General features: G+C 42.8%; 15 protein-coding genes and 2 tRNA genes. 3 read left to right on the forward strand and 14 right to left on the reverse strand.

Translation table 11 applies throughout. The annotated features are described in order from the left end of the window. Positions 1–82: 82 nt before the first annotated feature. The 12 genes from rpsG to LEP1GSC199_RS11715 all read right to left on the reverse strand — a co-directional run bounded on the left by rpsG (position 83) and on the right by LEP1GSC199_RS11715 (position 12,305). A complete protein-coding gene (gene rpsG, locus LEP1GSC199_RS11660; RefSeq protein WP_002982515.1) occupies positions 83–556 on the reverse strand; it encodes a 30S ribosomal protein S7 in 474 nt (157 codons plus the stop codon). A 13-nt stretch (positions 557–569) separates the two neighbouring features. Next, positions 570–944, reverse strand: coding sequence for a 30S ribosomal protein S12 (gene rpsL, locus LEP1GSC199_RS11665; protein ID WP_002982211.1), 375 nt, complete (start codon positions 942–944; stop codon positions 570–572). 146 nt (positions 945–1,090) lie between these two features. Then, complete coding sequence (rpoC, locus tag LEP1GSC199_RS11670; protein ID WP_002982510.1) at positions 1,091–5,389, reverse strand: DNA-directed RNA polymerase subunit beta'; 4,299 nt, start codon at positions 5,387–5,389, stop codon at positions 1,091–1,093. A gap of 14 nt (positions 5,390–5,403) precedes the next feature. Further along, complete coding sequence (gene rpoB / locus LEP1GSC199_RS11675; protein WP_002982822.1) at positions 5,404–9,090, reverse strand: DNA-directed RNA polymerase subunit beta; 3,687 nt, start codon at positions 9,088–9,090, stop codon at positions 5,404–5,406. A 125-nt stretch (positions 9,091–9,215) separates the two neighbouring features. Further along, entirely contained in the window at positions 9,216–9,596 is a 381-nt protein-coding gene (gene rplL / locus LEP1GSC199_RS11680; protein WP_002983005.1) for a 50S ribosomal protein L7/L12, read from the reverse strand. A gap of 36 nt (positions 9,597–9,632) precedes the next feature. Further along, complete coding sequence (gene rplJ / locus LEP1GSC199_RS11685; protein WP_002982678.1) at positions 9,633–10,166, reverse strand: 50S ribosomal protein L10; 534 nt, start codon at positions 10,164–10,166, stop codon at positions 9,633–9,635. A gap of 12 nt (positions 10,167–10,178) precedes the next feature. Continuing rightward, positions 10,179–10,871 carry a 50S ribosomal protein L1 gene (gene rplA / locus LEP1GSC199_RS11690; RefSeq protein WP_002982419.1) on the reverse strand — a complete coding sequence of 231 codons (693 nt, stop codon included), beginning with the start codon at positions 10,869–10,871 and terminating at the stop codon, positions 10,179–10,181. A 24-nt stretch (positions 10,872–10,895) separates the two neighbouring features. Continuing rightward, positions 10,896–11,321, reverse strand: coding sequence for a 50S ribosomal protein L11 (gene rplK / locus LEP1GSC199_RS11695; protein WP_002983315.1), 426 nt, complete (start codon positions 11,319–11,321; stop codon positions 10,896–10,898). A gap of 39 nt (positions 11,322–11,360) precedes the next feature. Next, entirely contained in the window at positions 11,361–11,915 is a 555-nt protein-coding gene (nusG, locus tag LEP1GSC199_RS11700; RefSeq protein ID WP_002982569.1) for a transcription termination/antitermination protein NusG, read from the reverse strand. A gap of 8 nt (positions 11,916–11,923) precedes the next feature. Next, positions 11,924–12,112: a preprotein translocase subunit SecE gene (gene secE / locus LEP1GSC199_RS11705; protein WP_002973751.1), complete on the reverse strand. Its 189-nt coding sequence runs from the start codon at positions 12,110–12,112 to the stop codon at positions 11,924–11,926. 42 nt (positions 12,113–12,154) lie between these two features. Then, positions 12,155–12,228 (reverse strand) — tRNA-Trp (locus tag LEP1GSC199_RS11710). A 5-nt stretch (positions 12,229–12,233) separates the two neighbouring features. Beyond that, a tRNA-Thr gene (locus LEP1GSC199_RS11715) sits at positions 12,234–12,305 on the reverse strand. Between the two features lie 214 nt (positions 12,306–12,519). On the opposite strand from LEP1GSC199_RS11715, the gene LEP1GSC199_RS11720 reads away from it, so the two are divergent. The 3 genes from LEP1GSC199_RS11720 to LEP1GSC199_RS11730 all read left to right on the forward strand — a co-directional run bounded on the left by LEP1GSC199_RS11720 (position 12,520) and on the right by LEP1GSC199_RS11730 (position 14,484). Next, the gene (locus tag LEP1GSC199_RS11720; RefSeq protein ID WP_002982489.1) at positions 12,520–13,212 is read left to right on the forward strand and encodes a hypothetical protein; all 693 of its coding nucleotides are present in this window, start codon (positions 12,520–12,522) and stop codon (positions 13,210–13,212) included. Positions 13,213–13,270: 58 nt separating this feature from the next. Then, positions 13,271–14,038, forward strand: a complete 768-nt coding sequence (locus LEP1GSC199_RS11725) for an SDR family NAD(P)-dependent oxidoreductase (protein WP_002983168.1) — start codon at positions 13,271–13,273, stop codon at positions 14,036–14,038. Positions 14,039–14,184: 146 nt separating this feature from the next. After that, positions 14,185–14,484: an ArsR/SmtB family transcription factor gene (locus LEP1GSC199_RS11730; RefSeq protein ID WP_002973834.1), complete on the forward strand. Its 300-nt coding sequence runs from the start codon at positions 14,185–14,187 to the stop codon at positions 14,482–14,484. 3 nt (positions 14,485–14,487) lie between these two features. On the opposite strand, the gene rfaD is transcribed toward LEP1GSC199_RS11730, so the two are convergent. Continuing rightward, complete coding sequence (gene rfaD, locus LEP1GSC199_RS11735; protein WP_002982959.1) at positions 14,488–15,459, reverse strand: ADP-glyceromanno-heptose 6-epimerase; 972 nt, start codon at positions 15,457–15,459, stop codon at positions 14,488–14,490. Between the two features lie 111 nt (positions 15,460–15,570). Continuing rightward, positions 15,571–17,343: a UbiD family decarboxylase gene (locus tag LEP1GSC199_RS11740; RefSeq protein WP_002983139.1), complete on the reverse strand. Its 1,773-nt coding sequence runs from the start codon at positions 17,341–17,343 to the stop codon at positions 15,571–15,573. Positions 17,344–17,381: the final 38 nt, after the last annotated feature.

Raw genomic sequence — 17,381 nt, forward strand, 5'->3', positions numbered from 1 at the left:
AAGGTTGTATTACGATCACGAGAAAATAAAAAAGCCAGGTAGATCACCTGGCTTATCAATGATTGGAATCGAATGGTAGAGATTACCAGCGGTAGTGGGAGAAAGCCTTGTTGGCATCTGCCATCTTTCTGATATCTTCTTTTTTCTTGATTGCAGATCCAGTGCCTTTTTGAGCTTCCATAAATTCTGCAGCCAATTTATTCTTCATAGATTTTTCGTTTCTGCCACGGCTGTAACGAATAAGCCATCTGATTCCAAGAGCAAGTCGTCTTTCTGGACGAACTTCAATAGGAACTTGGTAAGTTACACCACCCACTCGGCGGGATTTTACTTCCACTTGTGGTTTTGCGTTTTCAAGAGCTTCTTGGAAAACGGCAAATGGGTCTTGGCCAGTTTTTTTCGCAATTACTTCTAAAGCTTCGTAGAACACGGCTTCTGCGACACTTTTTTTACCATCTACCATTAGGCAGTTGATAAATTTAGAAATCACTTTGTCGTTATATTTAGGATCGCCTTCGATGTGGCGTGGTTCAACTTTTCCTCTTCTTCTAGACATCTACTTTCTCCGATTACGCTTTAGGACGCTTAGCGCCGTATTTAGAACGTCCTTTACGACGTTTGTCCACACCGAGTGTATCCAGTGTTCCACGAATGATATGATAACGAACCCCTGGTAAGTCTTTTACCCTTCCCCCACGGATGAGAACTACGTTGTGTTCTTGGAGGTTGTGTCCTTCCCCTGGAATGTAAGCTGTTACTTCAATTCCTGTAGTAAGGCGAACCCTAGCTACTTTACGAAGTGCAGAGTTCGGTTTTTTTGGAGTAAAGGTCATTACCCGTGTGCAAACTCCACGTCTTTGTGGGCATGCCTTTAGGGCAGGAGATTTAGTTCTTTTCTTTTGGTCTTCTCTTCCTTTACGGATGAGCTGGTTAATTGTAGGCATTCGATTCCTTCTTCTACTTCTCTGTCTTTAAAAAAATAATGACGTTTTCGTCCAAAATTCCAGGTAGGGACATTTTGTAAACGAAAACATGATTTTGTCCCTAGAAACTCTCTAAAAGTAAGTTTCTAAGGACAAAAGGTTCGGATTTAATCCTCGTCTTCTTCTTCCGCATCCTCTGCTTCTTCTTCCAACTCATCTTCATCCTCGTCCTCTTCGGCAACTAGTCTCGAGAGTGTGGTAGTGGAAACGGGAGCTGCTTCGGAAAGTTCAGATACTTCTTCTTCCTCTTCCTCGGTTTCAAGATCCCAATCTAAGTCTCCAGGCATTTCCTTGAAAACTTCGATGTCTCGGTATTTTTTCATACCAGTTCCCGCAGGGATCATGTGACCGATGATTACGTTCTCTTTGAGACCAACTAAGTTGTCTGTTTTTCCTTTGATAGCCGCATCGGTAAGAACTTTGGTAGTTTCCTGGAAAGATGCCGCTGAGAAATAAGACTCCGTGTTGAGGGATGCTTTCGTTAGGCCAAGAAGGACTGGAGTTCCTTGTGCCGGAGATCCCCCTTCTTTTTCTACACGATCATTTTCTTCATCAAAGAGGAATTTATCCACCTGTTGTTGGTTCACAAAAGAAGTGTCCCCACTATCAGTGATGATCACCTTACGAAGCATTTGGCGAACCACAACTTCGATGTGTTTATCGTTGATATGAACCCCTTGCAGGCGGTAAACTTCCTGAACCTCAGATACTAAGTATTCGTGAAGTGCGTTCGGTCCTTTGATCGTTAAAATATCATGTGGGTCGAAGTTTCCTTCATCCAACTGATCTCCCCGTTTCACAAAGTCCCCTTGGCGAACACGGATTTGTTTTCCGATCGGAATTGCAACTTTCACTTTTTCCAATTCTGTAGTTTCAGGAACGATGTATAAAATTCGTTTTTCTTTAACGATTTCACCCTTGTCTTCGATTTTACCGTCGATTTCAGCCAGTGTGCAGGCATCTTTCGGACGACGAGCTTCGAAAAGTTCATCTACTCGTGGAAGTCCACCAGTGATATCTCGGGTTTTTTCAGCAACAGACGGAATTTTAAAGATCACATCCCCTTCTCGCACTTTGTCTCCATTTTGGAATTGGAGGAGTGCATCGACCGGAACGGAGTATCCGTCAGATCCCACGACTACTTTCGGAACCAAACGGTCTTTTTTCTGTTCTACAACTTTTAAAATGATATTGGATGTTTTTGGATCCACATCTCGACGAACGTTTTTACCAATTTCCAAATCTTCCCAAACAATGGTTCCCGCAGTTTCAGAAACGGCAACTTCGTTGTATGGGTCAAACTCAGCCAGGGCTTTGTTTTCTTCTACGATTAGGCCTTCTTCCGTGCGGAGGATCGTTCCGATTTTTACAGGAAGAACAAAGTCATCCCCTAAAATGCGGAGCGTAGTTCCCACGAGCGAAACAGTTCCCGCTTGGTCAGAAGTGATTCGTTGTTCTATCGATTCGCCCACTTGCGCTGCGAACACTTCCCCTTTTTCCAATCGTTGACCATCCACAATACGAACACTGGAAAGTGTATCTGTATTGAATTCTTGGATGAGACGATTTACGATAATGGTTCCGCGACGAGCAAAGACTTTCGCTCCATTCGCATTTGTCACAAGACGACCGTTAATGGATTTTACAAGACAACGATAAGGAACTTTATGTTCTTTTTCCTGAATGGTTGCGGATGCTGCACCACCCACGTGGAAAGTTCTCATCGTAAGCTGTGTTCCTGGTTGCCCGATGGACTGTGCTGCGATGGTTCCCACTGCTTCCCCAATTTCGGCAGGAACTAGGCGAGCCATGTCCATACCGTAACACTTTGTACAAATCCCGTGACGAGAACGGCAAGTGAGTGGAGACCTTACCTTGATTTTATCGTAACCAAGATTTTCAATTTGTTGGCCAATCGCTCTTGTGATGAGTGTGTCTTTTGGGAAAACCACTTTTTCAGAAACTGGATCCACTAAATCTTCTGCCGTATAACGGCCGAATACGCGGTCTCCTAGGGAAACAATTACGTTCTCCCCTTCTTTAACGATTCCAAGAGTGATGTTTGCCTTAGTTCCACAATCATCTTCAGAAACAATCACGTCCTGAGAGATATCCACAAGACGACGAGTGAGGTAACCGGCATCGGCAGTTTTTAACGCCGTATCCGCAAGACCCTTCCTCGCACCATGTGTAGAGATAAAAAATTCTAAGACTCCGAGACCTTCACGGAAGTTGGAACGAATTGCAAGTTCAATGATTTCCCCAGACGGTTTCGCCATAAGACCCCGCATCCCTGCGAGCTGACGAATCTGCTGTTTGGAACCACGAGCTCCTGATGCTGCCATCACGAATACTGGGTTGAACCCACCTTGGTCTTTTTCCAATTCCTTAAACATCCCGTCGGTAATCCGGTCATTGGTTTTCGTCCAAATTTCGATTACTTTTTTACGACGTTCTTCATTAGTGATGATACCTTTACGATACTCCATATCCGCTTTTTCTACTTCTTTGTTGGCATCGTTTACAAGTCCCTCTTTTTGAGGAGAAACGCGAATGTCATCAATCGAAATCGTAGGAGCAAATACGGTTGCATAGCGGTAACCGAGTCGTTTGATTTCATCAAGCATCACAACTGTGAGACCTGGTCCAAACTTCTCGTATACGTCGGCAATGATTTTGTTTGTTTCTTTATCACCGAGAGTTCTGTTGATATAAACATACCCTTTTGGCATCACCTGGTTGAAAATAAGTCTTCCAGGGGTTGTTTCGATGATTTTTCCTTCATGGAGAACGGAGATTTTGGAGCGAATTTCAACGGTTTTCGTTTCAATTGCATACATTACCTCTTCGAGTCCTGTGAAGAATTTTCCTTCACCCTTACCGTCTTTCACTTCAGAAGTGAGGTAGTAAATACCAAGAACGATATCTTGTGTTGGTCCGCAGATCGGTTGTCCATTGGCAGGATTTAAAATGTTATGTGGTGATAACATTAACATCCAAGTTTCGAGCTGTGCTTTTGGAGCAAGCGGAACGTGGATTGCCATTTGGTCCCCGTCGAAGTCGGCGTTAAACGCGTGACAGACGAGAGGATGGAGTTTGATTGCTTTTCCTTCTACAAGGATTGGTAAAAATGCTTGGATTCCTAGTCTGTGAAGTGTAGGAGCTCGGTTGAGAAGAACCGGATGTTCTTTCACAACTGTTTCCAATACATCAAAAACTTCTTTGTCTTCTGCTTCGATTTTTTTCTTCGCAGATTTGATGTTTGGTGCCAACTCCAAATCCACAAGGCGTTTCATAATAAATGGTTTGAATAGTTCCAAAGCCATTTTTTTAGGAAGACCCATTTGGTGGTATTTGAGCTCAGGACCAACAACAATTACGGAACGACCAGAGTAATCCACCCGTTTACCGAGTAGGTTTTGGCGGAACCAGCCTTGTTTTCCTTTGAGCATATCGGAAATTGATTTAAGAGGTCGGTTACCTTTTCCTTTTACAGTTCGTTTGCGACGGCTGTTATCGAAAAGTGCATCAACTGCTTCCTGTAACATACGTTTTTCATTTCGTACGATAATTTCAGGAGCTTTTAATGCAAGAAGGCGTTTCAATCGATTGTTTCTGTTAATCACACGACGATACAAATCGTTTAGGTCGGAAGTGGCAAAACGCCCACCTTCTAGTTGCACCATCGGACGTAGTTCTGGAGGAATCACGGGAACTACATCAAGCACCATCCATTCAGGACGGTTTCCGGAATCCCGGAACGCTTCCAAAACTTCTAGGCGTTTAAAAATACGTTTGTCGGAGATTTTATTTTTATCTTGGATCTTTTGGCGGATCACTCGAGCTTCTACATCCACGTCAATGCGCGCGAGAAGTTCTTTGATGGCGTCCCCACCAATACCTGCGATAAATTTATCACCGTATTCATCTAAATAATTATGGTATTCATCTTCATCTATGAGTTCCCCTCTGTTTCTACCAGAATCAGCAGGATCAATGATCACATACTTCTCAAAATAAAGAACACTTTTGAGTTGGTTGATGGTCATGTCGAGTAGAAGTCCCATACGAGAAGGAACCGAACGATAGTACCAAATGTGCGAAACTGGGGCAGCAAGTTCAATGTGCCCCATTCTTTCACGACGCACTTTGGAGTGAGTTACCTCAACCCCGCATTTGTCGCAAACCACTCCCTTATAACGGATGGATTTGAACTTACCACAGTAACATTCCCAATCCTTAGTGGTTCCGAAGATTTTTTCGCAGAAAAGACCATCTCGTTCCGGCTTTAGGGTACGGTAGTTGATCGTCTCAGGTTTTTTAACTTCCCCAAACGACCACTCTTTGATCCGTTCCGGCGAAGCCAAACGGATCGTAATCGATTCAAAACTATTGTAATTTCTCATACTTTTTCCCTTCCCTAAACGTTTTCAATGGTCTCGAACTTGATTTTCTTTTTGTTCTTCGAGAATTCATCTTCGTAATCAGAGATATCCACTTCCAATCCTTCGGAGTCTTTGATAATGATGTCCAGTGCCAGTCCTCGGAGTTCTTGTACAAGAACGTTGAATGATTCTGGAATTCCCGGTTTGATCGAGTGGATTCCTTTCACAATCGCTTCGTAAATTCTTGCACGTCCGAGCATGTCGTCTGACTTAATGGTAAGTAACTCTTGTAAGGTGTGCGAGGCACCATAAGCTTCCAGAGCCCAAACTTCCATCTCACCGAGCCTTTGTCCCCCGAACTGCGCCTTACCACCGAGTGGTTGTTGCGTAACGAGTGAGTAAGGTCCAGTAGATCTCGCGTGAATTTTGTCATCCACCAAGTGGGCCAGTTTCAACATGTAGATATAACCGCAGAATACTTGGTTGATAAATTTTTCGCCCGTTCTTCCGTCGTATAACTGAAATTTGCTGTTCGCTGGTAATCCTGCTTTTTTGCAGAAGTCATTTACGTCACCTTCGGTCGCTCCGTCAAACACTGGTGTTTCAAAATTGATACCAAGTTTTTTCGCAGCAAAACCAAGTTGGGTTTCGAAAATCTGACCCAGGTTCATCCGTGAAGGAACCCCGAGAGGGTTTAGCACGATATCCACAGGAGAGCCGTCTTCCATGTATGGCATATCTTCTTGTGCCATCACTCGAGCCACGACCCCTTTGTTTCCGTGACGACCCGCCATCTTATCACCCACGAGGAGTTTACGTTTACGAGCCACATAGACTTTCACCATTTCTTCCACGCCAGCAGCGAGTTCGTCGCCAGTTTCACGGGAATAACGTTTGATATCGATGACAGTTCCTTCGAAACCGTTTGGCATACGAAGTGAGGAATCCCTTACTTCTTTCGCCTTCTCTCCAAAAATGGAGTGTAAAAGTTTGTATTCTGGAGTGAGGTCAGTTTCACCTTTAGTTGTTACCATCCCAACAAGGATATCTCCTGGTTTCACTTCGGCACCCACACGAATCACACCGGACTCATCCAAATCACGGAACGCTTTGTCCGAAAGGTTGGGAATGTCTCGAGTGATTTGTTCTTGTCCGAGTTTGGTTTCCCGAGCTTGGATTTCGAACTCTTCAATGTGGATCGAAGAGAAAACGTCGTCTTTAATGATTCGTTCTGAAATTAGAATCGCATCCTCAAAGTTGTAACCTTCCCAAGGCATAAACGCCACAAGAACGTTACGACCAAGTGCCAAATAACCCGCATCAGTGGATGGACCGTTGGCAAGGACAGTTCCTTTTTGTAGGATCTGACCAAAGTCACCGTATTTTTCCCCTTTGATGATTTGTCCGGCAACAGGTGCTCCAATTCCTAAGTCCTGGCCTTCTTTCACAACGGCCACAAATTGAACTTCTTCCGAATGGAAAAGTTCGTGGATTTCTTTTTCTCCGTTAGGAGCCGTGAGTTCCACTCGTTCCTTGGAAACTTTACTTACCTTTCCACCTGTGGTTGTATGTAACATAGCCACGTTTGGTTTTTGGTTAAAACAAGTTCCTTGGTTGGTTTTTTTGAATTTAATAAGTGGGTAATGAACAATCTCTTTCGATTGGTCTTCTTTGATCCAAACGCCTGTAGCATCTACTTTAGAAACCACACCATCTTTTTTCGCAACGATACAAACCCCTGCGTCGTAAGCGGCACGGGCTTCCATCCCAGTTCCTACAAACGGAGCTTCTTCCGTGAGGAGTGGTACCGCTTGTCGTTGCATGTTGGAACCCATAAGTGCGCGGTTCGCATCATCGTGTTCCAAAAATGGAATAAGAGCTGTAGATACAGAGACAACTTGGAGAGGAGCTAAATCCATATATTGGATTTCAGCCGGGCTACGGAAAGGAAAGTCCCCTCTATGGCGAGTGGAAATGAGTTTGGATGTAAATTCACCCTTCTCATCGACAGTCGAATTCGACTGCGCCATGTAGTGGTATTCTTCTTTGTCTGCAGTGAGATACTCTACTTGTTTTTGAACTTTACCATTTTTCACAAGTCGGTAAGGAGTTTCAATAAACCCGTAATCGTTCACACGAGCGAAACTAGACATGGAAAGAATGAGACCAATGTTTGGACCTTCCGGTGTTTCAATCGGGCACATACGACCATAGTGAGAATAATGAACGTCACGAACTTCGAAACCGGCTCGGTCACGAGAAAGTCCACCAGGCCCAAGAGCGTTTAACCTACGTTTGTGGGTAAGTTCTGCCAGTGGATTTGTTTGGTCCACAAACTGTGAAAGTTGCGAGGAACCAAAAAATTCATTGATCACAGCCGTAATTGGTTTGATGGAAATGAGAAGTTGCGGAGTTTGTTGTTCCGGCTCCTGAACTGTCATTCTTTCTTTGATCACTCGTTCAACCCGAGAAAATCCAAGTTTCAGTTGGTTTGCGATAAGCTCACCCACAGAACGGATCCTTCTGTTTCCTAAGTGGTCAATATCATCGGGATAGTAGTTCTCCGCTTCTGACATTAACATCACCAAGTAACGAACGGTTTCAATGATGTCGTATTTACGAAGGACACGCTCATCAGCCTTAGCAAAGTCTTTCGGATTATTAAATTCAAACTTACTGTTGATTTTATAACGACCAACAATCCCCAAATCAAAAGTTTTAGGAGAGAAAAAGAGTCGTCGGAGTTCCCCTTCTGCGTTTTCAATCGTGGAAGGTTCGCCCGGTCTCATGATCGTGTGGAATTTTTTAACCGCGTCTTCGTAGTCGTTGACACCGTCTTTTTCCAAACAGTTGATAAGAACTGGGTTGTCTTTTCCTTTCGGAAATTCAATGACATCCACATCTTTTACCTTCATTTCCCGAAGGATCGAGATGTTATCCTCATTGATTTTGGAACCGGCATCGAGCATGACCTCTCCGGTTTCCATATTGATGATATCAGCAATGGTTCGGCGACCAATCAAACGTTTGAGGTCTTTGGGATTGGCACCAGCAATCTTCATCTTACTAGATCCGTAGAAAAGGCGTAAAACTTCTTCGTTTGTGCCCATACCCATAGCTTTTACAAGAAGAGTTGCTGGGAATTTTTTCTTACGGTCGATTTTGGCAACAAGGATTCCCTTATTGTCCATCTCGAATTCCAACCAAGAACCTCGGTAAGGAATCACCCTTGCAGAGAATGTATCTCGCACTTGGTCGTAAGAAAAGAAAATACCAGGGGATCTGTGCAACTGGCTTACCACGACTCTTTCCGCACCATTGATGATGAAAGTTCCGTGGTCTGTCATCACAGAAAGGTCTCCCATGTAGACAACTTGTTCCCGGATCTCTCCGGTATCTTTAATGATGAGTCGAATGACTGCTTTTAAAGGCACAGCATAAGAAGAATCAGTGTCTTTGCACTCTTGTGGATCGCGTTTCGGCTCTCCCAAGACATAATGGCCATATTCCATGACCATATCGTTGTTTGGCGATTCGATAGGGAAGGATTCGCGAAATACCGCTTCCAACCCTTGGTTCAAACGTTTCGTCGGATCTTTCACTTCCGACTGGAGAAACCAATCAAAGGATTTTTTCTGTACGTAGATAAGATTAGGAAGTAAATTGAGGTCGGTAATTTTACCGAAATTTACCCGGTTTCTAATTTGCATTCGGGTATGCATGGAATACTCTCCCTAGAGACGTCAAAATAATAGATGGTATGATAAACGAAAAAATAGAGGTGGGGACGCCTACGGCCTCCCTGCCTCTAAATTTTTGAAGAATGGGTTTAAAAATTGGCAACCGATTAACCGGCAGCAGCAACTTCTACTTGAGCCCCAACACCTTCGAGTTTTTTCTTAATATCAGCAGCTTCGTCTTTAGAAACACCGTCTTTCACTGATTTTCCACCAGCTTCAACAAGCGTTTTCGCATCTGCCAATCCAAGACCAGTGATTTCGCGAACGAGTTTAATAACGTCGATCTTTTTGTCACCGTGTGCTTTCAAGATTATATTGAAAGTTGCAGGCTCTTCAGCAGCAGCTGGACCACCTGCACCCGCAACAGCCGCTACCGCAACCGGTGCAGCAGCAGAAATCCCGAATTTGTCCTCCATCTTTTTCACTAGATCAGCTGCCTGAACCAGTGTAAGACTTCCAATTTGTTCTAATAGCGCGTCAACAGACATCCTATATTCTCCTTATCCTACTAATCACTATGATTACTAATTGCCGTTTTTCTCGGCTACAGCATTGATGGCGCGTGCCAATGATGCCATGATTTGATTGATTCCAGAAGCAATTTGTGTTGCAGGAGCATTGATCCCACGAGCAATTTGCGCAAGAAGTTCTTGTTTGGACGGAAGTCCAGCAATCGCCTCTACTCCAGACTTACCCAAAACTTCCCCGTCCATATAGCCGGTTCGAATTTCGAGTTCCTTCTTATCTTTTGCAAAGTCCTTACAAACTTTCGCTACTGCTGGAAGTGCATCCAGAGAGAAAATAGCTGCTAGAGGGCCTTTGTAAATATCTCCAAAATCAATGGAGTTATTTTTATGTTCAGAAGACTCTTTTAAAGCACGGAGAAAGAGGTTATTTTTGATTACCTTCATTTCCGATCCTTCTTTGCGAAGTTTCGCACGAAGGTTAGACATATCTTCAACAGTTAAACCGCTGTAAGATGCTAAAATAAAATTGGGTCTTTTTTCAAGACGACCTTTAAGTTCCGCTACTGCTTCAATTTTAGATGAATTTGCCATTGTTCTTACTCGTTATATGTTCGCGTTTACTAGTTCTTTCACATCGACTTTCACGCCGATTCCCATAGTTGCCGCAACAGAGAAAGACTTTAGATAATCACCCTTCGCATCGGAAGGTTTGTCTTTCATAAGGGCAGCCACTACCGCATTGATGTTGTCAGAAAGTTTATCATCAGAGAAGGAACATTTTCCAACTCCTAAGTGAACCACTCCCCCTTTGTCAGGGCGGTATTCAATTCGGCCGGCTTTTAGTTCTTTTACTGCTCGTGTAACATCAGTAGTAACAGTTCCTGCTTTTGGTTTTGGCATAAGGCCCTTACGACCGAGTACCGGACCGAGTTTACCTACTTCCTTCATCATATCAGGAGTAGCAACGCAGGCGTCAAAATCAGTCCAACCACCAGCAACCTTTTCAATGAGATCCATATCTCCTACAAAGTCAGCACCAGCTTCTTTTGCTTCGTTTTGTTTGTCTCCTTTGCAGAAAACCAAAACTTTGATTGTTTTTCCAGTTCCGTGGGGAAGAGAGATTGTCCCTCTTACGTTTTGGAGAGATTTATAATTGATTTTAGTCGAAATCTCTAATGTTCCATCAAATTTGGAAAAACTAGTAGCTTTTGCCAAACCGACTGCATCGCCAAGGGTATAAACCTTAGTGCGATCGACTTTCTCTTTGAGTTGGATATACTTTTTGCCGCGTTTCATGACTTCAGTTCCCGTTTCCTATGATTACTCGACGTTTACACCCATGGAACGACAAGTTCCAGCAATAATGTTGATTGCTGCATCCATATCGTTCGCATTGAGATCTTCCATCTTAGTTTTTGCAATTTCTTCTAGTTGAGCTCGTTTGATTGTTCCCACTTTTACAGTGTGTGGAGTGGCAGATCCACCTTGTAAGCCGAGCGCCTTCATTACAAGAAGGGCCGCTGGAGGAGATTTAGTTACGAATGTAAAACTTCTGTCGGAATAAACAGTGATAACCACTGGGAGTTTGAGTCCCATTTGAGTTTTTGATCTCTCATTGAACTGTTTACAAAATTCCATAATATTGAGTCCGGCTTGACCAAGCGCAGGACCTACTGGAGGAGCCGGGTTTGCTTTCCCTGCTTCCACTTGGAGTTTAATTTGTTTTACTACTTTCTTTGCAGCCATCTCGTTTCAAGTTCCTTACTAAAAGTCAATCTATCAGTTCTATTGTTCCGATTTTACTTGGAGGTAATCCAACTCTACGGGAGTGGATCTTCCGAAAATTTCTACACGAACGCGGAGCCTTCCCTTGTCAGGGAAAATTTCATCCACAAGTCCAGTGAAATTAGCAAACGGACCATCTATAATTTTCAATGTTTCGCCCACTTTGAATAGGAAACGTGGTCTCGAAACTTCTTCCGATTCCACACTTCCCACATCACTAAAGAGATTTTTGATCTCATCCAGGGATAGTGGCTCCGGACCTTTTCCTTTTCCGCCTACAAAAGTAGACACAGAAGGTAAGTTCTGGATTTTAAATCGAAGGTCATCGGTCATATTCATCTCAACGAGAACATAACCCGGCATGAGTTTCTTCTTTGTGACCTTCTTCTTGCCGTTTTTCATCTCGGCAACTTCCATTGAAGGAATTTTTACCGCAAAAATTTGGTCTTCCAGTTTTTGTTGTTGGACCATCTTTTCAATGTTTGTCTTCACCTTATTCTCGTGACCGGAATAAGTTTGAAGCACATACCATTTTTTTTCTAAAGAATCGCCCACTTCCCTACCTATGTTCCTAATGCCCAGAACCATTTTAACAGCTTAAGGAAAACAAAATCCGAAGCTGATAAAAATAGGGAAAAGATAAATACTGTAACTAGGACGACAACGGTAGAACTCACTACCTCTTGGCGCGTAGGCCAATGCACTTTTTCAAGTTCTGCTTTACATTCCTGAATGAAACTCGTAGCTTTCATTGATCCTTGTCCTGTTCTCTATTCTATATATTCTGCAGTATCTGGCAGGGCTGGAGAGAATCGAACTCCCACCAAGGACTTTGGAGATCCTAGTTCTACCATTAAACTACAGCCCTAAACAAGCCCTCTACCAGGCTTGAACTGGTGACCCCTTCCTTACCATGGAAGTGCTCTACCACTGAGCTAAGAGGGCAAACGTTTCCCACCCAAGCGCGGGTTTCCAAGCAAGGCTAGGTTTTTTACACTATTTTAAATGAGGCTCTTTGGTCAATGGAAAATGAGTTTATTTCATGGAAATGCTAAAAAAACAAGAAAAACAATGAATTTCCCTTGAGATTTTAGTTGTGGATTTCCCCATTCGATAATAGAACCATGTGGGAAGAAGTCCCCGCTTTAAGGAATGATTCGTGGCGAAACCCTTTGTAGAATTAGAAACACAAATCCCCGATTTGGTAAAGGCAAAATCCAAAATAGTCGTCCGATCTTCTCGGATGAATCGCCAATTGGAACAATATGTCCTCGGTCTTATCACCAACATTCTTGCCGAAGTGGGTCAAACCCAATTTGTGGAAATGCTTTATACCATCTCCAAAGAATTAACCATCAACGGAATCAAAGCCAATCAAAAACGAGTTTTCTTTGAAGATGAAGGTTTAGACATCACCGATGAAAACGACTACTTCCAGGGAATCAAAGATTACTCCAAAAAGTTTTCCGAAAAGATGGCTGACGAATACGGCAAACGTTGTTTGGCCCGTGGGGTCTATGTCCAAATCAAATTCCACTACTGCTTAGATGGACTTCTTGTTGAGGTGACAAACAATACACCCGTAATCAAAACCGAAGAAGCTCGGATGCGGGAAAAAATGAAAAAGTCGATGAATTACAATGACATCGCCGAGTTCTATATGGATAATATGGACAACACGGAAGGTGCTGGCCTTGGCATTGCCCTCATTATGATTTTACTCAAAAATGAAGGGGTTGACCCTAACCTATTCCGCATCATCACACATGCGGATAGAACGGTAGCTCGAGTGGAAATTCCATTTAACGACAATTATGTGTCGTTTCGCAGTGCGGAACTGGCAGAAATCTAAGAAAATCAACCTTCTATTTCGATAGACCTCATGTTCGCCATTTTCGAAACTGGCGGACATGGAATTAAAAGGTGCAAACATTCTCGTCACCGGATCTGCCGGTGGACTCGGAAAAGCAATGGCTTACCGCTTAGGTAAAGCCGGAGCCAATATCATTCTCTCGGACATTCAAAAAGACAAATTGGACGAAACCGTCGCCCTCTTCCAAAAAGATGGGATCAAAACTACAGGTATTGTTGCCAATGTTGCCAAAGAAGAAGACAGCATTCGCCTTATGGACGAAGCGGCCGCTTTCCAAGGAAGTTTGGATGTGGCCATTTTAAATGCTGGAATTTTACGAGATGGCCTACTCATTCGCGTGGACAAAGAAACAGGAAAGGTAAAAGGCAAAATGGGAATCGACCAGTGGCAATCTGTGATCGATGTAAATTTGACCGGTGTATTTTTAACCGCTAGAGAAGCTGCGGCAAAAATGGTGGAACAAAAGAAGGGAGTGATCATCCCCATTGCTTCGATCGCTATGCACGGAAACTCAGGCCAAACCAATTACAGTGCTGCGAAAGCCGGAGTTGCGGCTATGACTGTAACTTGGTCCAAAGAACTTGCCAAATTTGGAATTCGCGTGGCAGGAATTGCACCTGGGTTTATAGGAACAGAAATGGTTCTAAAAGATATGAATCCAGAAGCTTTAGAAAAATGGAAATCCATCATTCCTGTGGGAAGATTGGGTGAACCAGATGAAATTGCATCCACTGCTGAGTTCATCATCTCCAATGATTTAGTTACCGGTGTGGTTTTGGAAATCTCTGGTGGCGTGCGAATCTAACTTTGATTAATCCTTTTTGCCCTCGGTACCTTCCGAGGGTCCCCGAAATTTATTGCATGTATTTGTCATTTTTTTTATAAACGAAAAAAATTTCGTAGGTAAAATCAGTATACATTCGTCATAAGGATATAACGGAATCTTTACCGATGAAAATAAAAACAGAACTATCGAAACAACAATTGGAACAAGCCATTAAAGGGATACAAGGTATCGCTCACCCTATTCGTTTATTGATTCTATATACCTTAGCCAAAGAAGAAAAGACTGTCGGCCAACTTGTAGAATTACTAGGTACTAGTCAATCAGCAGCTTCCCAACACTTAAGTAAGATGAAAAACAACGGAATCTTAGAATCGCGTAAATCTTCAAACCAAGTGTTTTATAGTTTGAAAGATCCAAAGTTCAAAGATCTAATCCAAACCATCGTCAAAGTGTATAAAAAGTAAACATTAGTTCTTTTCTTCTAATAAAAAACGAACATATTCTCCCACAGCATCCCTTAGGTTGGTGTAACCGAAGGGATATCCCGTTTGCCCTATCTTTTCCATCGCTGCACAAGTGTAGTATTGGTATTTGCCTTTTAATGATTCTGGCATATCTACGTATTTGATGTTCACTGGTTTGTTCATGGATGCGAACAAAGCGTTCGCTAGATCATTCCAAGTTTCAGCAACTCCCCTACCTACATTGTACAATCCGTATTTTCGTTCACTGCAAAGGTAAATACTGATTTTACTTGCGTCCTTTACATAAAGAAAATCTCGTTTTTGTTCTCCATCTTTGTATTCGGGTTTATAGGATTTGAATAATTTTAATTCTCCCGTATCACGAATCTGTTCATAACCTTTCAGAACTAGGCTACGCATATCACCCTTATGGGCTTCTCCATATCCAAAAACATTGAAGTATTTGAGACCAATGAGTTTGTCAGCAATTCCCGTTTTTTTTGCATAAAGATCAAATAACTGTTTGGAATAACCATACATATTGAGTGGCCTTAAGTTCTCGATTGGTCCTTTGTCATCATATCCAAACTCACCTTCTCCATAAGTGGCAGCACTCGAGGCATAGAGAAAAGGAATTCTTTTGGAAACAGCAAACTCGGCCAACTTCTTCGTATAATGGAAGTTATTGTGCATAAGAAAAGTGGCATCTTTTTCAGTAGTAGCAGAACAAGCTCCCAAATGGTAAATTTCAGAGATATCGTTTAAGAGGGGACTTCTGGAATCGAATAGGGATTCGAACTGATCTTTTTCGTAGTAATCTTGGAAAAAGTTCTTCTGTAGATTTTTCCATTTTTCCGTAGTCCCAAGATGGTCCACTACCAAGATATCGGTATTTCCATTATGATTGAGGTCTTCGATGATTTGCGAACCAATGAGGCCCGCACCACCAGTGACTAAAGTTAGTTTTTTTGCCATGTCTTCGTTTTAGTTTTTACTATCCAAGGTTTTTTTCTATAAACTTTTTTTACAAAGAAAAAAATCTGATCTGAACTTCTCTGAAATTCGGTCAAATTCAATGGAATGAGATCAGATTAGATCGATCATCCTTCCAAATTTCTCATCTACTTGTTTTATGGTTTCCGAAAGAGGAACAAGAACTTCCGGAATCCAAGGTTTCATTCGGCAATCAAACACAATCGGGACTTCGTAAGAGATATGGTTGTGTTTTGTTTCTGTTCTGGCATAAATATCCGATGCCGGTTCCATCCGTGTAAACATAGTCCAAATAAAATCGGAATCAGTTCGCACGGCATCTTCTGCGTCATCCACAAGAAAAATATAATGGAAAGGATTTAAGTTTTCCTTAAGTAATTTTTCTGCAAGCCCATCATCTTTTGTATAAGGCGAACCCTTAACCACAAGGACTCCGGGCAAAAACACTTTTGGATTTTGGAAACGTTTGTCTTGGAAATTTCCGACAAATTCTTTGGGTAAGTTGGGATATTTTAAAGGAGCATTGGCTTCTGTAATTCCCATCCATAACATCTTACTTCCCTTGTTCACCGTGCCACTGGTATAATCCAAAGTATCTTGGCTGATATGGCTAAAGATAAAAAAATCAGTTCTTGGATCACACCTTTCTGTAATGACTCGGAAGGTTTCCGAAAAGTTTTTTAGATTCACTTTTTCGTTTGTCACAAGTAAACATTTGGTAAGAGACAACTGCCCTTCTCCAAGAATACGAAGTGCTCCCATAAAGGCTTCTCGGAAGTACCTCTCTTTCACAATCGCAGCAGCAAGAGAGTGAACACCAGATTCTTCATAGGCCCAAACACCGAGTACCTGTGGCATAACAAGTGGAAACATAGGAGAAAGTAAATCTTGCAAAAACTCTGCGATGTAGTGGTCTTCTTGGGGAGGCCTTCCCACTACAGTCGCAGCCCAAATCGCATCCTTTCTATGAAGGATATGATTTAGATCCATATAAGGATAATCATGTAACAACGAGTAGTATCCATAGTGGTCACCAAAAGGACCTTCTGGTTTTCTTGAGTAAGGTGGAATGGTACCAATCAGAGCAAAGTCAGCATCGGCAACGATGGGGTATGGTGAGACCTCTTTGTCTTTTGTCATCCGAAGTTTTTCTCCCATTAAAAAGGAGGCAAAAACAAGTTCGGGAATTTCTTCGGGAAGAGGAGCAACCGCAGCAATGGTGAGCGCAGGAGGTCCCCCGATATAAACGTGAGCGGGAAGAGCCTGGCCTTTTTTTTCTGCCTCATAATAATGGAATCCTCCTCCTCGATGGATTTGGATGTGCATACCAACGGTTTTGTCTCCAAAAAGTTGGACCCGGTACATTCCCAGGTTTCCATTTCCCGATTCGGGATGTTGGGTATAGACGAGTGGTAAGGTGACAAAGGCTCCTCCGTCTTTGGGCCAAGAAACCAGCTGAGGTAACTCGTTTGTAGAAAGAACGCTACCAGAAAGAACTGGTGCCCTTCTCACTTGTTTTAAACCCACTTGGAAAGGCAAAAGTCCAAGGGAACGTTCCTTCCAAAGTTTAGAAAACCTTGGTGGGAAAATCTCCTTAGCCAATTTGGCAAGACGCTGGATGGTCGCCACGGGTTTTGGTCCAAAGGCAAGGTGGATTCTTTTTTCTGATCCATAAAGATTGGTGGCCACAGGAAACTTGGTTCCTTTGACATTGGTAAACAAAAGGGCGGGACCTTTTTTGGCCACCACACGCCTTTGGATCTCTGCCAGTTCCAAATAAGGATCCACAGGGTCGGAAACAACATGTAGTTCCCCTTCCTTTTGCAAAAGTCGGACAAAATCATTGGTGGATCGTAGTGAAACCATAAAAAGGAATAGACGGCTCCTTGTTTTCTTAGACGCTA

The organism is Leptospira vanthielii serovar Holland str. Waz Holland = ATCC 700522 (genome assembly GCF_000332455.1).
Lineage (GTDB): Bacteria > Spirochaetota > Leptospiria > Leptospirales > Leptospiraceae > Leptospira_A > Leptospira_A vanthielii.

Coding starts and splice junctions, on each gene's coding strand:
- rpsG (WP_002982515.1), bottom strand. CDS start 556: ATGTCTAGAAGAAGAGGAAAAGTTGAACCACGCCACATCGAAGGCGAT.
- rpsL (WP_002982211.1), bottom strand. CDS start 944: ATGCCTACAATTAACCAGCTCATCCGTAAAGGAAGAGAAGACCAAAAG.
- rpoC (WP_002982510.1), bottom strand. CDS start 5,389: ATGAGAAATTACAATAGTTTTGAATCGATTACGATCCGTTTGGCTTCG.
- rpoB (WP_002982822.1), bottom strand. CDS start 9,090: ATGCATACCCGAATGCAAATTAGAAACCGGGTAAATTTCGGTAAAATT.
- rplL (WP_002983005.1), bottom strand. CDS start 9,596: ATGTCTGTTGACGCGCTATTAGAACAAATTGGAAGTCTTACACTGGTT.
- rplJ (WP_002982678.1), bottom strand. CDS start 10,166: ATGGCAAATTCATCTAAAATTGAAGCAGTAGCGGAACTTAAAGGTCGT.
- rplA (WP_002982419.1), bottom strand. CDS start 10,871: ATGAAACGCGGCAAAAAGTATATCCAACTCAAAGAGAAAGTCGATCGC.
- rplK (WP_002983315.1), bottom strand. CDS start 11,321: ATGGCTGCAAAGAAAGTAGTAAAACAAATTAAACTCCAAGTGGAAGCA.
- secE (WP_002973751.1), bottom strand. CDS start 12,112: ATGAAAGCTACGAGTTTCATTCAGGAATGTAAAGCAGAACTTGAAAAA.
- LEP1GSC199_RS11725 (WP_002983168.1), top strand. CDS start 13,271: ATGGAATTAAAAGGTGCAAACATTCTCGTCACCGGATCTGCCGGTGGA.
- LEP1GSC199_RS11730 (WP_002973834.1), top strand. CDS start 14,185: ATGAAAATAAAAACAGAACTATCGAAACAACAATTGGAACAAGCCATT.
- rfaD (WP_002982959.1), bottom strand. CDS start 15,459: ATGGCAAAAAAACTAACTTTAGTCACTGGTGGTGCGGGCCTCATTGGT.
- LEP1GSC199_RS11740 (WP_002983139.1), bottom strand. CDS start 17,343: ATGGTTTCACTACGATCCACCAATGATTTTGTCCGACTTTTGCAAAAG.